At 72.8% G+C, this 16,259-nt stretch carries 14 protein-coding genes and 2 tRNA genes; 4 read left to right on the forward strand and 12 right to left on the reverse strand.

Going from position 1 to position 16,259, the window contains the following annotated elements; all coding sequences use genetic code 11:
- Nucleotides 1-19 precede the first annotated feature (19 nt).
- The gene (locus OG624_RS16000; RefSeq protein ID WP_266441716.1) at nucleotides 20-472 is read left to right on the forward strand and encodes a MarR family winged helix-turn-helix transcriptional regulator; all 453 of its coding nucleotides are present in this window, start codon (nucleotides 20-22) and stop codon (nucleotides 470-472) included.
- A gap of 72 nt (nucleotides 473-544) precedes the next feature.
- Here OG624_RS16000 and OG624_RS16005 read toward each other — a convergent pair whose 3' ends face one another.
- Nucleotides 545-2,239 (reverse strand): glycosyl hydrolase family 18 protein, encoded by a 1,695-nt coding sequence (locus tag OG624_RS16005; protein WP_161288375.1) that lies wholly within the window; start codon nucleotides 2,237-2,239, stop codon nucleotides 545-547.
- 255 nt (nucleotides 2,240-2,494) lie between these two features.
- Nucleotides 2,495-3,637: an LLM class flavin-dependent oxidoreductase gene (locus OG624_RS16010; protein ID WP_033224843.1), complete on the reverse strand. Its 1,143-nt coding sequence runs from the start codon at nucleotides 3,635-3,637 to the stop codon at nucleotides 2,495-2,497.
- Between the two features lie 250 nt (nucleotides 3,638-3,887).
- Between OG624_RS16010 and OG624_RS16015 the strand changes: the two genes are divergently transcribed.
- Nucleotides 3,888-4,646, forward strand: a complete 759-nt coding sequence (locus OG624_RS16015) for an IclR family transcriptional regulator (RefSeq protein WP_030012142.1) — start codon at nucleotides 3,888-3,890, stop codon at nucleotides 4,644-4,646.
- Between the two features lie 102 nt (nucleotides 4,647-4,748).
- On the opposite strand, the gene OG624_RS16020 is transcribed toward OG624_RS16015, so the two are convergent.
- The 3 genes from OG624_RS16020 to OG624_RS16030 all read right to left on the reverse strand — a co-directional run bounded on the left by OG624_RS16020 (nucleotide 4,749) and on the right by OG624_RS16030 (nucleotide 6,810).
- Nucleotides 4,749-4,822 (reverse strand) — tRNA-Lys (locus OG624_RS16020).
- Between the two features lie 48 nt (nucleotides 4,823-4,870).
- On the reverse strand, nucleotides 4,871-5,542 hold the full coding sequence (locus OG624_RS16025) for a response regulator (protein ID WP_033224787.1): 672 nt from the start codon (nucleotides 5,540-5,542) through the stop codon (nucleotides 4,871-4,873).
- The gene (locus OG624_RS16030) at nucleotides 5,509-6,810 is read right to left on the reverse strand and encodes a sensor histidine kinase (RefSeq protein ID WP_371639523.1); all 1,302 of its coding nucleotides are present in this window, start codon (nucleotides 6,808-6,810) and stop codon (nucleotides 5,509-5,511) included. The genes OG624_RS16025 and OG624_RS16030 overlap by 34 nt, the downstream gene beginning before the upstream one ends.
- A 199-nt stretch (nucleotides 6,811-7,009) precedes the next feature.
- On the opposite strand from OG624_RS16030, the gene OG624_RS16035 reads away from it, so the two are divergent.
- Entirely contained in the window at nucleotides 7,010-7,876 is an 867-nt protein-coding gene (locus tag OG624_RS16035) for a helix-turn-helix domain-containing protein (protein WP_371639524.1), read from the forward strand.
- Nucleotides 7,877-7,890: 14 nt separating this feature from the next.
- Here the strand turns inward: OG624_RS16035 and OG624_RS16040 are convergent, their stop codons facing one another.
- From OG624_RS16040 to OG624_RS16055, 4 genes are all read right to left on the reverse strand, one after another.
- A complete protein-coding gene (locus OG624_RS16040; protein ID WP_078909596.1) occupies nucleotides 7,891-9,633 on the reverse strand; it encodes an AMP-binding protein in 1,743 nt (580 codons plus the stop codon).
- Nucleotides 9,634-9,659: 26 nt separating this feature from the next.
- Nucleotides 9,660-10,229, reverse strand: coding sequence for a lytic polysaccharide monooxygenase auxiliary activity family 9 protein (locus tag OG624_RS16045; protein ID WP_371594611.1), 570 nt, complete (start codon nucleotides 10,227-10,229; stop codon nucleotides 9,660-9,662).
- Between the two features lie 215 nt (nucleotides 10,230-10,444).
- The gene (locus tag OG624_RS16050) at nucleotides 10,445-12,286 is read right to left on the reverse strand and encodes an SPFH domain-containing protein (RefSeq protein ID WP_371639525.1); all 1,842 of its coding nucleotides are present in this window, start codon (nucleotides 12,284-12,286) and stop codon (nucleotides 10,445-10,447) included.
- Nucleotides 12,283-13,608, reverse strand: a complete 1,326-nt coding sequence (locus tag OG624_RS16055; RefSeq protein WP_033224833.1) for a peptidoglycan-binding protein — start codon at nucleotides 13,606-13,608, stop codon at nucleotides 12,283-12,285. The genes OG624_RS16050 and OG624_RS16055 overlap by 4 nt, the downstream gene beginning before the upstream one ends.
- 231 nt (nucleotides 13,609-13,839) lie before the next feature.
- Here OG624_RS16055 and OG624_RS16060 point away from each other — a divergent pair.
- Nucleotides 13,840-13,913: transfer RNA gene (locus tag OG624_RS16060), tRNA-Lys, on the forward strand.
- Between the two features lie 55 nt (nucleotides 13,914-13,968).
- Here OG624_RS16060 and OG624_RS16065 read toward each other — a convergent pair.
- The 3 genes from OG624_RS16065 to OG624_RS16075 form a co-directional block, all read right to left on the reverse strand.
- Nucleotides 13,969-14,637: a class F sortase gene (locus OG624_RS16065; protein WP_033224781.1), complete on the reverse strand. Its 669-nt coding sequence runs from the start codon at nucleotides 14,635-14,637 to the stop codon at nucleotides 13,969-13,971.
- 16 nt (nucleotides 14,638-14,653) lie between these two features.
- A complete protein-coding gene (locus tag OG624_RS16070; protein ID WP_033224779.1) occupies nucleotides 14,654-15,250 on the reverse strand; it encodes a hypothetical protein in 597 nt (198 codons plus the stop codon).
- A gap of 136 nt (nucleotides 15,251-15,386) precedes the next feature.
- Nucleotides 15,387-16,166, reverse strand: coding sequence for an HAD-IIA family hydrolase (locus OG624_RS16075; protein WP_030016791.1), 780 nt, complete (start codon nucleotides 16,164-16,166; stop codon nucleotides 15,387-15,389).
- Between the last annotated feature and the right edge of the window lie 93 nt (nucleotides 16,167-16,259).

Here is a 16,259-nt window from a genome sequence, read left to right on the forward strand (position 1 = left end):
TCGAAGGAGGCGGGGCGGCATGCCCGACGAGATGGCCCTGCTGGTCGCGGACGTGTTCGAGGCGGCGGGACTGCTGCGCAGGTCCGGCGAGGCGATCGCCGCGACGGAAGGGCAGACGCAGGCCCGGTGGCAGCTGCTGAGCGTGGTCTCCGAGGAGCCGCTGACCGTGGCCCAGGCCGCCCGCCGCCTGGGGATCGCGCGCCAGGGGGTGCAGCGCGTCGCCAACGATCTCGTTCGTGAGGACCTGGCCGCCTTCCGACCCAACCCCGACCACCGCGGCTCGCCGCTCCTGACCCTCACGCCACACGGGCACCATGTACTGGAGAGGATCACGGTGCGCGCCGCCGATGCGCACCGCGTGCTGACCGCCGACATCCCCGGCGAGGAGATCGCCCGCGCACGCGCTCTGCTGCACCGCGTCATCGAGCAGGTGCACCGCCACGAGGCCGACGGGCGGACCCCGCCCGGGTAGGAACACCTCCGCCCCGCCCCCGGGAGAGTGGGGGCGGGGCGGAGGTGTCGCTCGGCGCGGGGTGGGGGGAGATCAGCAGGCGCCGAGGTCCTTCCAGACGCCCCACTCACCCGTGGTGCCGGGAGTCTCGTTCTGCGTCCACCACTGGGCCTTGTACTTGCGGCCGTTGTGCGCGACCTCGTTGCCGGCCGTGTAGATCGTGCCCGCGACGTACGCCGGGGTCGAGCCGCAGCCCGTCGGCGGGGTGGTCGGGGGCGTGGTCGGCGGGGTCGTGGGCGGAGTGGTCGGAGGCGTCGTCGGCGGGGTGGTCGGCGGGACGGTGGTGCCGCCGAGGGCGTCCGAGATCTGGTTCAGCAGGGTGGTGTTGTTGTCCAGGCCGAGCAGGGAGTACATCATCGCGCCGGCCAGGCCGCGCTGCTTGCCGTAGTCGACCCGGGCCTGGACGGCCTTCTGGTTGAGGCCGGTGAAGAACTCGCCGTCCTTGTAGAAGTACGAGGCCTTGGCCTGGTCGTCCCAGAAGGTGGTCGCCGGGTTGTCGACGAGGCCGCCGAGCTCCTTGTAGTTGGCGATGCCGGCCTGCTGGCTGGTGGGCCGGGCGCCGGAGGCGCCGGTCGCGGACTGGGCGAGGCCGTTGTTCGCCCCGGCGGGGACGCCCTTCCAGCCGCGGTAGTAGAACTCGTAGCCCAGCGTCAGCTTGTTGGCGGGGAAGCCGCCGGTGATGCCGTAGGCCGGGTTGCCGTCGATCCAGGAGTCGATCGCGTTGTCGATGCTGTACTTCTGGGTGCCCGGCGCGATCGGGTCGGTCGGGTCGCCGGCCGGGGAGTACAGCGGGGACTGGTGGTACGTCGGGCCGTCACTGTCCCAGGCGCCGTGCATGTCGTACGTCATGATGTTCGCGTAGTCGAGGTACGCGCCGATCTTGTCCGTCTCGATGTACTTGATCTTGTCCTGGCCGGCCGGGAGGGCCGAGGTCAGCAGGTACTTCTTGCCGCCGTTGGCCTGGCCGTAGGCGTCGAGCTGCTCGCGGAACTCCTTGAGCAGGAGCGTGAAGTTCTGCTTGTCCTCGGGGGCGTAGTGGTTGCCGAGGTGGCCGCCGGAGGAGCCCGGGTACTCCCAGTCGATGTCGATGCCGTCGAAGATGCCGGCCGCGACGCCCTGGCCGCCGTATCCACCCTCGACCGGCAGGTTGCCCTTGATGTACTGGTCGATGCAGGAGGAGACGAGCTTCTTGCGGGAGGCGTCGGTCTTCGCCGCGTCGCTGAAGTACTTGGAGTAGGTCCAGCCGCCCAACGAGATGTTGATCTTCAGGTGGGGGTACTTGGCCTTCAGCTGCTTGAACTGGTTGAAGACGCCGACGATCGGCTGGTCCCACTTGTCGGCGACCCCGCTGACGCTGTCGGCGGCACTGAAGGACTTCTGGTAGTCGGCGTACGAGTCACCCGCGCCGTCACCGGCGTTGGGGTTGTTGTCGTCGCCCGCCGCCTTGTTCGCCTCGAAACACGTGAGGTTGGTGGGGTGGATGTTGCCGAACGAGTAGTTGATGACATCCAACTTGCCCGCTATGCCACGGGTGTCGAGGTGCTTGGGATAGAAGGCGTTGCCGTAGACGCTCCACTGGTCGTAGTAGGCGATACGGACGCCGCCCGCCGCGGCCCCGGCCGAGGCGTCGGCGGCCTGGGCGGTGCCGAGTCCCGCGAAGGAGGCCAGCGCTCCGGCGGCCAACGCGGCCGTGGCGGCGGCTGCGAGGAGGGGTTTACGGATGTGCATGAGCTGTCTCCGTGGGGGTGGGAGGGGAGTTCAAGCGGTTCGGGTGAGAGAAGTGATAGCGATCACTCCACCCCCACGTCAATGGTTCGGACCAAAGAAGGACTAGACCACTCAGGCGCTATTTCCCCAAGTCAGAGACATGAGCGCACATCAGAAACCGCTCGCCACCCCGGGTGACGAGCGGTTTAAGGCTGCCTTCAGGCAGCTCCTCGCAAGGTTTCGGCAACAAACCAGCCAAACGCCGTTCGTACGCCGTCAATCGGCGGCGGGCGCCTCCACCGGCATGCCGTACGCGTCTGCGACGAGCTCGTACGAACGCAACCGGGCAGCCCCGCTGTGGGCGTTGGTGGTCAGCATCAACTCGTCCGCGCCCGTCCGCTTCGCCAGGTCGTCCAGCCCCGTGCGGACCTCGTCCGGGGTGCCGTGGACGACGTTCGCGAGCCAGCTGTCCACGAACTCCCGCTCCAGCGGCGAGTACGCGTACGCCGCCGCCTCCTCGGGCGTCGGGATCAGGCCCGGGCGGCCGGTGCGCAGGCGCAGCATCGACAGCGCGCCCGTGAGCACCTGGGCGCGGGCCGCCCCGTCGGTGTCGGCGGCGAGCGCCGAGACGCCGATGACGGCGTAGGGGGCGTCGAGGACGGCCGAGGGGCGGAAGGTCTGGCGGTAGAGGTCGAGCGCGGGCAGGGTGCCGGCCGCCGAGAAGTGGTGGGCGTAGGCGAAGGGCAGGCCGAGCTCGCCGGCGAGGCGGGCGCTGAAGCCGGAGGAGCCGAGCAGCCACAGCGGCGGTCGGCCGGTGGGGCCCTGGACCGGGCCCGGTACGGCGTGCACGCGGGCGTACGGATGCCCGTCGGGGAAGTCGTCGTCGAGGAAGCGGGTGAGCTCCGCGAGGCTTCGGGGGAACTCGTCGGCGGCCTCGTCGAGGCGCCCGGGTCCGCGCAGGGCGGCGGCGGTGCGGCCGTCGGTGCCCGGGGCGCGGCCGAGTCCGAGGTCGATCCGGCCCGGGGCGAGCGCCTCCAGGGTGCCGAACTGCTCGGCGACGGCGAGCGGGGCGTGGTTGGGCAGCATGACCCCGCCGGAACCGAGCCGGATGCGGGAGGTGTGCGCGGCGAGGTGGGCCAGGATCACGGCCGGCGAGGAGCTGGCGACGCCGGGCATGGAGTGATGCTCGGCGACCCAGTGGCGGTGGTAGCCGCGGGACTCGGCGAGGCGGGCGATCTCGACGCTCGTGCGGAGTGCGGCGTGGGCGGTGCTGCCCGCGCCGACGGTGACGAGATCCAGGACGGAGAGCGGTACGGTCGCCCGGCCCGCCGCGGTGGCGCGGATCCCGTCGCCCGCGTTCCGGTTCGCCTCGCCGCTGCCGCGCGCGTCGCCCTGTGCGTCGTCCCCTGCGTCACTCATCGTCGCTCCCGTTTCGCTCTCCGGTCCGTACGACATCAGTGCGACACCGTACGAAGAGTTCGAACCGTGGGCGGCCGCCGGGCATTCCCGGCGCTGGGGGACGTCGCGCATGCCAATGGCATATGCCAGCGGAGTAGATCCAGGCAGACAGACCTGATTGAGCCATCAATCTCCTCAACAGGCGCTCCACATGGGCCTCTTGATGGCTATCGTGGTAGGGCAAGCGGTAACAACCTGCTAGGGGGAAACCGTGGCGCTGAAGCCCGAGCCGACCGCGCCGTTCCACTCGGTGCAGTACGCACTACGCGTACTCGAAACGATCGCGCGTCACACCGGTGGTGTGACGGACGTGCAGATCGCGCGTGAGACCGGCCTGCCCGCAGCCCATCTCGCTCCGATGCTGCTCATGCTGCGCCGGGAGGGATATGTCCTGCAGGTGTCCGACGGTGCTTACGCCATAGGGGATTCCCTCGTCCTGCTCGGCTCCGGGATCGACCGGCAGCAGGCGCTCACCGACAAGCTCCAGGAGACCCTGGACCGGCTGCGCGACTCGGTCGGCGCGGCCGTCTACATCAGCCGGTACGTGGACGGCGAGGTCAGGATCACACAGTTCGCGGACAGTCCCCGCACCCCGAAGGTGCACGAGTGGGTCGACTTCCGTTCCGCCGCGCACGCCAGCGCGGTCGGCAAGTGTCTGCTGACGCAGCTGGACCTGAACGGGCGGCGCGACCACCTGTCCCGGCACAAGATCGCCCGGCTCACGTCGAAGACGATCGTGAACGAGCGGATCCTGTTCTCCAAGCTGGACGCCCAGCCCGCCACCGTGCCGATGCTGGACCTGCAGGAGTACGCCGTGGGTACCGTCTGCGCGGCGGTGCCGATCACGGCCGGGGCCTCGGTGGGCTGCCTGGCCCTGTCGATGCCCGTCGAGCACGCACACCGGCTGCGCGCCGCCGCGGACACCCTGAACCGGAAGGCCGCACCGCTGCTGCTGTCGCTCACGCTCTGAGGAGCCGATCGACAGGCCCGGCGGGGCCTGACAGGCCTGGCACGGGCCCGGAAAACACTTCGGGCGGTTCCCGGTGAGACCGGAAACCGCCCGAAGGACAGGTGCGCCGCCAGGGACTCGAACCCCGGACCCGCTGATTAAGAGTCAGCTGCTCTAACCAACTGAGCTAGCGGCGCCTGCTGACAGAGAAAATACTACCCGGTCCTCAGGGGTGCTCAAAACCATTAGCCGCGGAGGTACGCGAGGACCGCCAGGACCCGGCGGTGGGTGTCCTCGGCGGGCGGCAGGTCGAGCTTTCCCAGGATGTTCCCGATGTGTTTGCCGACGGCCGCCTCGGACACCACCAGCTCCCGGGCCACGGCCCCGTTCGACTTCCCCTCCGCCACCAGGCCCAGCACCTCGCGCTCCCGCGGGGTCAGCGCGGCCAGCGGGTCGCGCCGCCGACGCAACAGTTGGCGTACGACCTCCGGGTCCACCACCGTGCCGCCGCGGGCCACCGTGACCACCGCGTCGAGGAACTGCTCCACCTGCCCGACCCGGTCCTTCAGCAGGTAGCCGACACCGCTGCCGTCCCCGGAATCCAGCAGGTCGGCGGCGTACGAGCGCTGCACGTACTGGCTGAGCACCAGCACGGGCAGGCCCGGGCGCGCGGCCCGCAGCTCGACGGCGGCGCGCAGTCCGTCGTCGGCCAGGCCCGGGGGCATCCGTACGTCGGTCACGACGACGTCCGGGGTGTGGGCGGCCACGGCGGCGCGGAGCTCGTCCGCGTCGCCGACGGCGGCCACCACCCGGTGGCCGAAACGCGTCAGCAGGCCGACGAGTCCTTCGCGCAGCAGGACCCCGTCCTCGGCGAGGACGATCCTCAGGGATTGCTCGTGGGGCTGATCACCGGGCACGGGATCTCCAGGCTCAGAACGGTCGGGCCGCCGGGCGGGCTGGTGATCGTCAGTGTGCCATCGAGGACCGCGATCCGGTCGGCCAGTCCGGTCAGGCCGGAACCGGCGGCCGGATCGGCGCCGCCGCGGCCGTCGTCGGTGACGTCGACGCGCAGGGCGGTGCCGGTGTGCCGGGCGGTGAGGGTGGCGCGGGCCGCGCCGCTGTGCCTGCCGACGTTGGCGAGGGCCTCGCAGACCCCGAAGTAGGCGGCGGCCTCGACGGACTCCGGCAGGCGCGGGAGGGCCGTGCCCAGATCGGCGTCCACGGGGACGGCGGACCGTTCGGCGACATCGGCGAGGGCGCCGGTGAGGCCGTAGTCGGTGAGCACCCGCGGGTGGATGCCGTGGATCAGCTCGCGCAGTTCCGCGAGGACCTTGCCGGCCTCGTCGTGGGCGGTCGCGAGCCGGTCGGCGAGCGGGCCCGGGGGTGCGTCGAGGCGGGCGAGGCCGAGAGTCATGGTGAGGGCGACGAGCCGCTGCTGGGCGCCGTCGTGCAGGTCGCGCTCGATCCGGCGGCGCTCGGCCTCGAAGGCGTGGACGAGCCGGGCCCGGGAGCGGGTGACCTCGGCGAGCAGGCCCTGCAGTTCGCGCTCGCGGGGAGTGAGCAGGGCGCGGGTCAGGGCGGCGCGGGCCCCGGCGAGCGCGCCGAGCGGATGGAGGAGGACGGGCAGCAGGACGGCTCCGGCGGCGGCGCAGGCGAAGGCGGCCGGGTAGGAGGTGACCAGCCACAGCTTGATCACCTTGACCTCGCCGTCGGCGGCGAGGGCGAGCTGGAGCGGGGTGGTGAGCAGCAGCAGCGGCAGACCGAGGAGGACCGCGACGGCGGCGAGGTCGACCCACCAGAGCAGCAGCCCGTGCAGGACCGCGTAGGCGAGCTCGCGCCAGGTGGCCTGCTCGCGGTAGCGCAGCCGGGCCCAGGCGAGGAGGCCGGGCTCGGCGGGCGTGCGGTGGGGGGTGCGGGCGGGGGTGCGGTCGACGAGGCGCAGCCGGCGGCGCTCGACGGCGCCGGTCGGTACGCCGACCAGGCAGAGCAGGGCGAGCAGCGGCAGGCCGACGAGGACGAGGCCGAGGGCGGCGCCTGCCCCGGCGAGGAGGACGAGGGCCAGGAGCACGGGGATCCCGGTGAGGGCGCTGCCGGCGAGGTATCCGGCGGCCCGCCAGGGCCGGGCGGACCGCAGGTACCGGCCGCCGGCCAGGGCGGGCCAGGGGGTGCGGGGCTGATCGTCCATACGGGCAAGCTATCCGGGGGCCCGGCGGAGCGGGATACCTCCTGCGGGCGTCCCGGGGGTAGGCCTGGCCCTACCCCCGCGCGGCCGCCGGCCGCGCGGGAACGGGCGGGGCGACCCGACCGCACCGGGCACGGGAAGTCGGGTCCGGCACAGGGAGACCTCCCTAGCGTGGAGATCCGTGAGGGAAGGACGGCCAGGAGTGCTGGAGCGGCTGAACCAGGCCATGGACCACATCGAGGAGCACCTCGACGAGCCCGTCGACGTGGCCGAGCTGGCGCGTATCGCCATGACGTCGGAGTACCACTTCCGGCGGATGTTCTCCGCGCTGGCGGGCATCCCGCTCTCCGAGTACGTCCGCCGGCGACGGCTGACGCTCGCGGGGGCCGAGGTGCTCGCCGGGCGGCGGACGCTGCTCGATGTCGCGGTGCGGTACGGCTACGGCTCGGGCGAGGCGTTCGCGCGGGCCTTCCGCGCCATGCACGGGGTCGGCCCCGGCGAGGCGCGGCGGACGGGTGCGGCGTTGCGCTCCCAGCCCCGGATGTCCTTCCGGTTGATCGTCGAAGGGAGGAGCAGCATGCGCTACCGGGTGGTGGAGAAGGACGGGTTCCGGCTCGTGGGCAGGGGGACGCGGGTCCCGCTGGTCTACGAGGGGATGAACCCGGCCATCGTGGAGTTCGTCAAGAGCATCGGCAAGGAGACGCTGGGGCGGTGGGAGGCGTACGGGTCGGGTGAGCCGGGCGGGGTCCTGGCCGTGGTCGACAACCACTCCGCGCAGGACGCGGAAGGCACCGAACTGGACTACTTCCACGGGGTCCTGAGCGACGAGGACGTGCCGGGGGCTTCGGAGAACCTGGACGTGGGGCCGGGGACGTGGGCGGTGTTCGAGTCCTCGGGCGAGTTCCCGCTTGCGGTCCAGCACCTCTGGCGGGACGTGTACACGCAGTGGTTCCCGTCGAACCCGTACCGGAGCCGTCCGGGCCCGTCGCTCTCGCGCACGCGGGTGTCGCAGGACGGCACGCACGCGGACGCCGAGCTGTGGATCCCGGTGGTGCGGGCCGACGACTGAGCCCCGGCGGGGGGTCACGGCCCGCCGGGGGCTTCGACGCCGCCGCCCGGCCGGTCGTTCCCAGCTGGAGGTGTCCCCGGCCGTCGCAGCAGGTCGGAGCGGCCCTGGGCCGCGTAGGTCGCGAGGAGCGCGGTCAGGGCGGCTTCGTCGAGGCGGCGGTAGCCCCCGGTCGGGGAGCGGTGCCAGACCGGGTCCGCGCAGCGGAAGCCCTCGTGACGGAGGGAGACCCGGTGGATCTTGTTCGTGGCCGTGGTCGGCATGGACCGGACGACGCGGACGTAGCGCGGGGCCATCTTCGTGCCCAGGTCGGGCCGGCGGGAGAGGAAGTCCGCGAAGGCGTCCGGGTCGAAGGCCGCGCCGTCCCGGAGGGCGAGGGCCGCCATGACCTGGTCCCCCGCGACCTCGTCCGGGACGGCGTAGACGGCGACCGCCGCCGCGTCCGTCCAGCGGGCCAGGATGTTCTCGATGACCGCGGCGGCGAGGTTCTCGCTGTCGACCCGGAGCCGGTCGTCGGTGCGGCCCGCGAAGTAGAGGAAGCCCGCCGGGTCGCGGAAGAAGAGGTCTCCCGTCCAGTACCAGCCGTCGCGGGTGCGGTCGGCCTCCGCGTCCGGGTTGCGCCAGTACCCCTCGAAGAGGCTGCGGCCGCGGTTGACGAGCTCGCCGATCGCCGCCGAGCCGTTGAGCAGGCGCCCGTCCGGGTCGAGGACGGCGGGCGGGCATTCCGCGCCGGTGGCCGGGTCGATCACCGCCAGGTCGTCGCCGGAGCCCGCGCGGCCCAGGGCGCCGGCCGGGGTGTCCGGGGTGCGCTGGACGGAGGCGCCGCCCTCGGTGGCGCCGTAGCCCTCCACCAGCCGGACCCCGAACCGCTCGGCGAAGCGGGCCGCGTCCACCGCCCCGGCCTCGGTGCCGAAGCCGAGCCGCAGGGTGTGGGCGCGGTCGTCGGGGCGGGGCTCGGTGGCCAGGAGGTACTGGATCGCCCGCCCGACGTAGGTGAAGTACGTGGCTCCGTAGGCCCGTACGTCGTCCAGGAACGCGGAGGCCGAGAAGCGGCGGCGCAGCGCCACCGGGGCCCCGCCGACGAGTGCCGGCAGCCAGTCGGCGATGACGGCGTTGCCGTGGAAGAGCGGCATGCAGACGTAGTGGACGTCGTCCGGGGTGACGGAGAACTGGCGGGCCAGCGCGGCGCCGGCGGCCGCGAGCCGGCCCTGGGTGCAGATGGCGGCCTTGGGGGCGCCGGTGGAGCCGGAGGTGAAGTAGAGGAGGAACCGGGAATCGGGTGCGGGGGCCCGCAGGGCGGCTTCGCCGGGCTCGGCCGCCGCGTAGGGGGCGAGCAGGGCCTCGTACTCCTCGGTGTCGGTGACCAGGACGCGGACGCCGGGCAGGTCGAGGCCGCGCAGCAGCGGCAGGTGGGCCCGCTCGGTGATCAGGATCCGGCAGTCGGTGTGCAGGATGTCGCGGGCCAGCTCGGGGCCGCGCCGGGTGGGGTTGATCCCGGCGACGGCGGCCCCGGCAAGGGCCGCCGCGCCGAGCCAGAACGGGAACTCGGGGGTGTTGTCGAGCAGGACCCCGAGGTGTGGCTCGGCCCCCGGGGGCATGAGGTCGACGAGGAGCGCGGCGCGTGCGGCGGCCTCCTGGGCGGTCCGGTGGTGGGTCAGGACGTGCCGCTCGGTGTCCTGGTGCATCAGCCCGGGCCGGTGGTCGCCCCATCGGCGCGCTATGAGCTCCGCGACGGTGTCGGGTGCAGTCGTCGTCCGCATGCCGCCGGAGGTTAGCTGACGTTACGTCAGAATTGAACGTCGGAGCAGGCGTAGAAGGCCATCGGGGTGTCGTTGACGGTCCAGACGGCCAGGATCAGGTGCCGGCCCGTCTTTCCGCTCGGCATGGCGCCCTGATGGACGGTGGTCATCGAGGGGCGGGCGCCGTTGTAGGCGACGGTGAGGAAGGGCTGGGGTTCGAGGTCGGCGCGGGTGAGGGCCTTGGTGCCGGTCCAGCCGTTCTTGGTGACGTAGTACTTGAAGTCGGTGGTGGAGTGGTTGGCGGTGAACTGCCACCGGAAGGCGTAGCTCTGCCCGCTGGTCACCTTGGTGGTGGGCCAGGCGCCGCCGCGCGGGTTGTCGAGCTCGGAGAACTGCGAGAGTCCGCCGGAACATATCTTGCCGTCGGCGGGGCCGGCGGCCGGGAACCCCTTGAAGCCTTCGACGCTCTGCGGCTCCCACTGGATCGCGCCGCAGTCGGACACGGTCTTGTTGGCGCAGAGCTTCTGGCGGCTGATCGGGGTGTCGGTGTAGCCGTGACTGCTGGCGGTGGGGGCGCTGACGAGGGTGATTCCGACGACGAGGCCGAGGCCGAGCATGGCGACGCCGGCCCGTTCGGGCATGCGGATGGGACGCATGATGCTCCTTGAACGTGGGGGGAGTTCGATGAGAGCGCGCGCGTGTGGGGATCAGGTCTAGACCAAGTCCCAGATTATTGACGAGAGTTGGCCATGTCCATACCAATGGGAGAACGGGTGGTCCGTCACCTTCCGGCCACCCGTTCTCCCGCGCGCTCCCGCCCCCGGCGGCGCCCCTACTCGGAGCGGCCCGTGTAGAAGGCGACCGTGAGGTCCTTCACCAGCGCCTTGCGCTCGTAGTCGTCGAGCTCGACCAGCCCGCGGGAGGTCAGCCGGTGGACGGTGTCGTCGACGGCGTCCACGACCGAGGTCAGCACGGTGTCCCGGTGCTTGGCGTCGATCGCCGCGACCCGACGGCGGCGCATGGCCTCGGCGACCTCGGCCGCGTACTCGATCCGGGTCGGCTGGGCCGAGAACACCTCGATCCCGACGGCCTCGGTCTCGGCGGCCAGCATCCGGGTCAGCGCGTCACCGACGGCCTCGGCGTCGCGCAGGGTCGGGGCGTCCTCGTGGAAGGCGTCGGCGGGCAGCTGCGAGAGCACGCGGGCCATCGCCGATTCGACCTGCTCGGCGAGGTACTCCGTGTGGTCCTCGACGGCGAGGGTGGCGCGTGCGGTGTCCCGGACCTGCCAGACGACCTGGACGACGACCTGGAGGGCGAGGCCGCCCGAGTCCACGGCGGGCATCGGGTCGCTGCGCCAGTGCCGCAGGCGTACGTCGACCCGCCGGCGCAGGAGCAGGGGGCTCACCCAGGTCAGGCCGGTACGCCGGACCGTGCCGCGGTAACGGCCGAAGAGGGTGAGCACCCAGGCGTGGCCGGTGCGGGACCGGCCGAGTCCGCCGAGCGCCACGAGGGCGACGATGCCGAGGAAGGCGAGCGGCGGCCAGTGGGTGGCGCGCAGGCCCTGGTAGGCGCGGGGCGCCGCCCCGAAGGCGGCGACGAAGGCGGCGGGGACGGCCCCGGCCCGCCAGAGCACGGCCACGCAGCCGGCGAGGGCGAGCCCGCCGACGGCCACGCCGACCCAGCCGGGCAGCACCGGGCCGCGGTGCTCGCGGAGCCGGTCGTCGCCGCGCGGGACACGGCGGCCGGGGGCGGGGCGCGGGGCGCGGGGGGCGGGTGCGGTGGCCGCGGCGGGTGCGGGGGCGGGGACCACCGGCAGCCGGCGCGTACCGCGGAACGGGAGGTGCACCGGCACCTCGGTGACCGAGGTGCCCCGGTGGACTCCGGAGTGCGGGAGGTCCGGCGTGGCAGCCCCGTCGTCCAGGCCGCGGGCCACCGCCTGGGCGACGATCTCGACCGGTCCGGGCCCGGGGATGCCGGAGTGCGGCGCCGCGGTCCCGGGTTCGGGCGTGGTGGCCGGTCCGGGCTCGGGCTCGAACTCGTGCTCGGGTTCGGGTTCGGGTTCGGGTTCGAAGTCGGGCTCGGGCTCGAACACGGCTTCCGGCTCGGGGGCGGCTGCGGCGGCTGCGGGTTCGGGTTCGGGTTCGGCTCGGGGTACGGCGTCCGGCTCGGTCCGGGGGTGGACCTCGGTGGTCCGCAGGCGCAGGGTGGCCCCTTCGACGGGGGCCTCCGGCTCCTGCGGGTGCGGGATGTCCAGGCCGGCGGCGGCCGACGGGTCGGCGGCGCCCTGGTCGGCCTCGTCGTACGGGTGGGCCCGGGCCGCCGGCACCTCCCAGCCGTGCGTCGGCTCGGGCGCCGGGCGGGCGGCCTGCGCCGCGGCCCAGCCGAAGGAGGTCTCGGCGGCGACGGCGTGCTCCGGGGCGGCGGCCTCGCGCGGCGCCGCGACGGCCACGGCCGCGTAGGCCGGCTCCGGCACGGGCGTCGGCTCCGCGGCCCACCCGGGGTGGACCGCCGCCGGCACGGCCATGGGCGCGGGGGCAGGAGCCGGGGCGGGGGCGGGCGCGGGGGCGGGGGCGGGATCCGCCGACCGGACCGCCACCGGGGCGGCCAGCGGCGGCACTCGGAGGGTGCCCGTCGTCGAGGTGGTGCGCGTGGGGAACATCGTTACCTCCGTCATGCGAACAGCCGGCGCCAGGTTTCCGGGCCCGGGTAGCCGTTGGCCGAAGCGCCGGTCCAGCCCTGCGCGCGCTGGAAGGCCTCGACGTTGCGGCGGTCGGCCTCGCTCCAGCGCGGGCCCGGACCGGATGTGTAGTACTTGCCGAAGCCCTTCTTCACCAGCTGACGACCGAGCGCCCTGATGGCCTCGTGCGACTGACCCGGGCGGAACACCGCGGCACCCGGGTAGGCCCGTACCCCGCCCGGTCCGGGCGCGGCCGCCACCGTCGGCGGGATGTTCTTGCCCTGCTTCTCGACGAGCAGCTTCCAGGTGTGCGCGCCCGGGATGCCGTCGGCGTCCGCGCCCGTCCAACCCTGTGCGCGCTGGAAGGCGGCGGTGGCGAGCTTGTCGTGGTCGCTCCACGTCCGGTCGGCCACCCCCTTGGGGTAGAACCGGTACGCGCCGCGCTCGATCAGCATCCGGCCGAGCTGGGCCACGTGGTCGTTGGTGGCGCCGGGGGCGAACTTGTCCGCGCCCGGGAAGACCGTCGCGTCCCCCGGCTTGGGGCCGGCCGGGGCGTCCGGGAGGAGGCCGCCCGGGACCCCGTTGAACCGGTACGGGACGTACTTCGTCGCGTTGCTCCAGTACCCGTACGGCGTGGCCAGCTTCCGCGTGTTCGGGCGCGTCTGCTCGTAGGCGACGTAGTGCGTGCGCGTCGAGTCGACCCAGCCGCCGAAGATGACCACGTGCGAGCCGTTGTTGGGGTCCGCCGGGTTGTGGAAGAGGAGCATGTCCCCCGGCAGCAGGTCATCCTTGGAGATCTTGGTGGCGAACTTGTCGAGGCTGCCGGTCCATTCGTTCGACCCCAGGTTCCAGACCATGGAGACGTAGCCCGAGCAGTCCTGTCGGTACCCGTCCGTCCAGTACTCGGACATGCTGTACGGGACCCCCGCGTCCAGCCACAGCTTCGCCCGGTTGATGATCGTCGCGCGGTCGATCCGTCGCACCGCGCCCGGCTGGGCCGGAGCGCCGGGCTTCCCCACCGGGCCGCCCTTGGGGCCGTGCAGCGGGGTCCGGGCGCCCTGCGGGGAGCTCGGGTCGTCCAGGGCCGCCGGCCCCGGGGGCGGGGCGACCTGGGCCACCGCGGTCGCGCTGCCGCCACCGAGGACCACTCCCGCGGCGGTGGCCAGCACCAGCGCCCTGCGGGCGCCGCGCGCGGCCGGGTGCCCCCCGTCCCGGAGCGGTATGGCCCGCGCGCGGGCGAGGGCGCGGCGGCGCTGGGCGCAGCCCCGGCACGCACAGTCGCCCGCGGGCTCGTACTCCTCGAAACCGGGCATCGGCATCTGCACATGCGTCGGAGGCTGCATCGTCATGCGGATCCGTCCACTCCCCTGCTCATCCACTCGTCCACTGGTCCACTGGTCGACCGGAGCCGCACCTGATAAAGCATCAGATGCGGCAGGCGCAGACATATGGTGCACGATAAACCCGTCAAACATGGGTTAATCGGACAAGGCGGGCGTGGCTGGTCACGGGCACCCCTGGAGGTGGGGTAGAGTTTTCCCTGTCAGCAAGCGCCGCTAGCTCAGTTGGTTAGAGCAGCTGACTCTTAATCAGCGGGTCCGGGGTTCGAGTCCCTGGCGGCGCACAGACGGAAGAAGCCCCTCGCAGCGAAAGCTGCGAGGGGCTTCTTCGTTTTCCGCTCAGGCCGCGGTGCCCGGCGCGCCCGGACGGGCTCCGACGCCGGTCAGATAGGCGGAGACCACCACGTTCGCCGTGTACTCCTTGGCCGCCTTGTCGTAGGTGCCCCCGCAGGTCACCAGCCTCAGCTCGGCGCGGCCCCGCACCCGCTGGCCGTAGGCCTTGTGGGCGTCGAAGGCCGCGCGCTCGTAGACCCGTACGTCCTCGACCGTGAACTCGGCGACCGATCCGTCCGTCCGCACCACCCGCACCTTGTCGCCCGGCTGCGCGGAGCTCAGGCCGTAGAACACGGCGGGCTTGGAGCGGGTGTCCACGTGCCCCACCATCAGCGCCGTCCCGGCCGCTCCCGGCTGGGTGCCCCGGCCCCACCAGCCCACCGTGCCCGGCTGGTCGTACGGGGGCGGGTCGATCGCGCCGTCCTTGTCCAGGTCCCGGGAGATCACCGGGGCCTGGATGCCTATGGACGGTACGTCGACGCGCTGGGGCGGGGCCGCGGCGAGCGGGGCGTGCGCGGCCGGCAGCCCCGGACCCACCGTCCCGCCGGCCTGACCGGCGGGCGGGGCCGGTGCCACGGTGAGCTGGCGGCCCCACAGCCACAGGCCGAGCACCAGCACCGCCCAGGCGGCGAACGTCAGCAGCCGGCCGCCCGCCGAGGCCTTGTCCTCACTCACCTGGCCCTCACCGACCTCACTCGCCGCTGCGGCGGCGGCGCAGGGCCAGCGCCCGGCCCGCGACGGCCAGCGTGGCCACCGCGGCGAGGACGGCGCCGATCACCGTGTGCGGCAGCCCCGGGCCGTCGGTGCCGTGGGCCTTCTTGACCGGCTGCGCCGCCAGCTCGGCCGCCATTCCACCGCCGCCCGCGTGGACCGGCCAGACGGGGCTGGGGTGGTGGGACGGGCGGTACTGGGCGATCTGGACGGAGCCGCTGAACTTCTCGTGGCCGTCGCACATCACCCGGACGGAGTGCCAGCCGGGCGAGACGTGCGAGCTGATCATCGCGTCGCCGTAGAGCGGGCTGCGGCCGCCGTCGCGGCCGTAGAGGTCGACGTCCGAAACGAAGGCGGCGGACTTGGCCGCTCCGCGGGTGCCGTCACACCCCTGGACGCGCAGCTTGACCTGCGCTCCGGGGTGAGCCGGATTCGGGTCGACCGTGACGCTGCCGCGGTCGCCGCGGTCACCGCGGTCCTCTTCGCCCGCGAGGGCGATCGGCGCGGTCACCACCGAGAACGCCGCCAGAGTGACGGCCATCGCGGTGGCGCGGACAGCGATCGGAACACTGCGCATGGTGAACCTCCTCGACAAGGAGATTCACGCGCGGCGCGCCGTCGCGCATCCGGAGCGGCGCCGTACGTGTCGGCCGTACGCCCCAAACGCGGTACGCCCGTTCGGCCGTACGCCGTACGCCCTGCCCGGGAACGGATCAGACCAGGTCGACCAGATCCGCGATCGAGGCGACCGTCTTGGTCGGGCGGAACGGGAACTTCTCGGTGTCCTGCTCGGTGGTCAGGCCGGTGAGGACGAGGAAGGTCTGCATGCCCGCCTCCAGACCGGCCAGGACGTCGGTGTCCATCCGGTCGCCGATCATCGCGCTGGTCTCCGAGTGCGCGCCGATGGCGTTCAGGCCGGTACGCATCATCAGCGGGTTCGGCTTGCCGGCGAAGTACGGCTTCTTGCCGGTCGCCTTGGTGATCAGCGCGGCGACGGCGCCGGTGGCCGGCAGCGGGCCCTCGGTGGAGGGGCCGGTCTCGTCGGGGTTGGTGCAGATGAAGCGCGCGCCCGCGTTGATCAGGCGGACCGCCTTGGTCATCGCCTCGAAGCTGTACGTCCGGGTCTCGCCCAGCACCACGTAGTCGGGCTCGTGGTCGGTCAGGATGTAGCCGATGTCGTGGAGGGCGGTGGTCAGACCTGCCTCGCCGATGACGTAGGCCGTGCCGCCCGGACGCTGGTCGTCGAGGAACTTCGCGGTGGCCAGCGCCGAGGTCCAGATGTTCTCGACGGGGACCTGGAGCCCCATGCGGCTCAGCCGGGCCTGGAGGTCGCGGGGGGTGTAGATCGAGTTGTTGGTCAGCACCAGGAAGGGCTTGCCGGACTCGCGCAGCCGCTTGATGAAGGCATCGGCGCCGGGGATCGGGGTGCCCTCGTGGATGAGGACCCCGTCCATGTCGGTGAGCCAGGATTCGATCGGCTTGCGCTCTGCCACTGGATTGTTCTCCGCTCTCGGTGACCTGCGACCTCTGGTCTCTACCACCCTATCGGGGCCGGGCTGTGGACGTCCCTGCCGTCCACAGCCCGG

Source organism: Streptomyces virginiae (assembly GCF_041432505.1).
Classification (GTDB): Bacteria; Actinomycetota; Actinomycetes; order Streptomycetales; family Streptomycetaceae; genus Streptomyces; species Streptomyces virginiae_A.

Coding starts and splice junctions, on each gene's coding strand:
- OG624_RS16000 (WP_266441716.1), top strand. CDS start 20: ATGCCCGACGAGATGGCCCTGCTGGTCGCGGACGTGTTCGAGGCGGCG.
- OG624_RS16005 (WP_161288375.1), bottom strand. CDS start 2,239: ATGCACATCCGTAAACCCCTCCTCGCAGCCGCCGCCACGGCCGCGTTG.
- OG624_RS16010 (WP_033224843.1), bottom strand. CDS start 3,637: ATGAGTGACGCAGGGGACGACGCACAGGGCGACGCGCGCGGCAGCGGC.
- OG624_RS16030 (WP_371639523.1), bottom strand. CDS start 6,810: ATGGACGATCAGCCCCGCACCCCCTGGCCCGCCCTGGCCGGCGGCCGG.
- OG624_RS16040 (WP_078909596.1), bottom strand. CDS start 9,633: ATGCGGACGACGACTGCACCCGACACCGTCGCGGAGCTCATAGCGCGC.
- OG624_RS16045 (WP_371594611.1), bottom strand. CDS start 10,229: ATGCTCGGCCTCGGCCTCGTCGTCGGAATCACCCTCGTCAGCGCCCCC.
- OG624_RS16050 (WP_371639525.1), bottom strand. CDS start 12,286: ATGACGGAGGTAACGATGTTCCCCACGCGCACCACCTCGACGACGGGC.
- OG624_RS16055 (WP_033224833.1), bottom strand. CDS start 13,608: ATGCCGATGCCCGGTTTCGAGGAGTACGAGCCCGCGGGCGACTGTGCG.
- OG624_RS16070 (WP_033224779.1), bottom strand. CDS start 15,250: ATGCGCAGTGTTCCGATCGCTGTCCGCGCCACCGCGATGGCCGTCACT.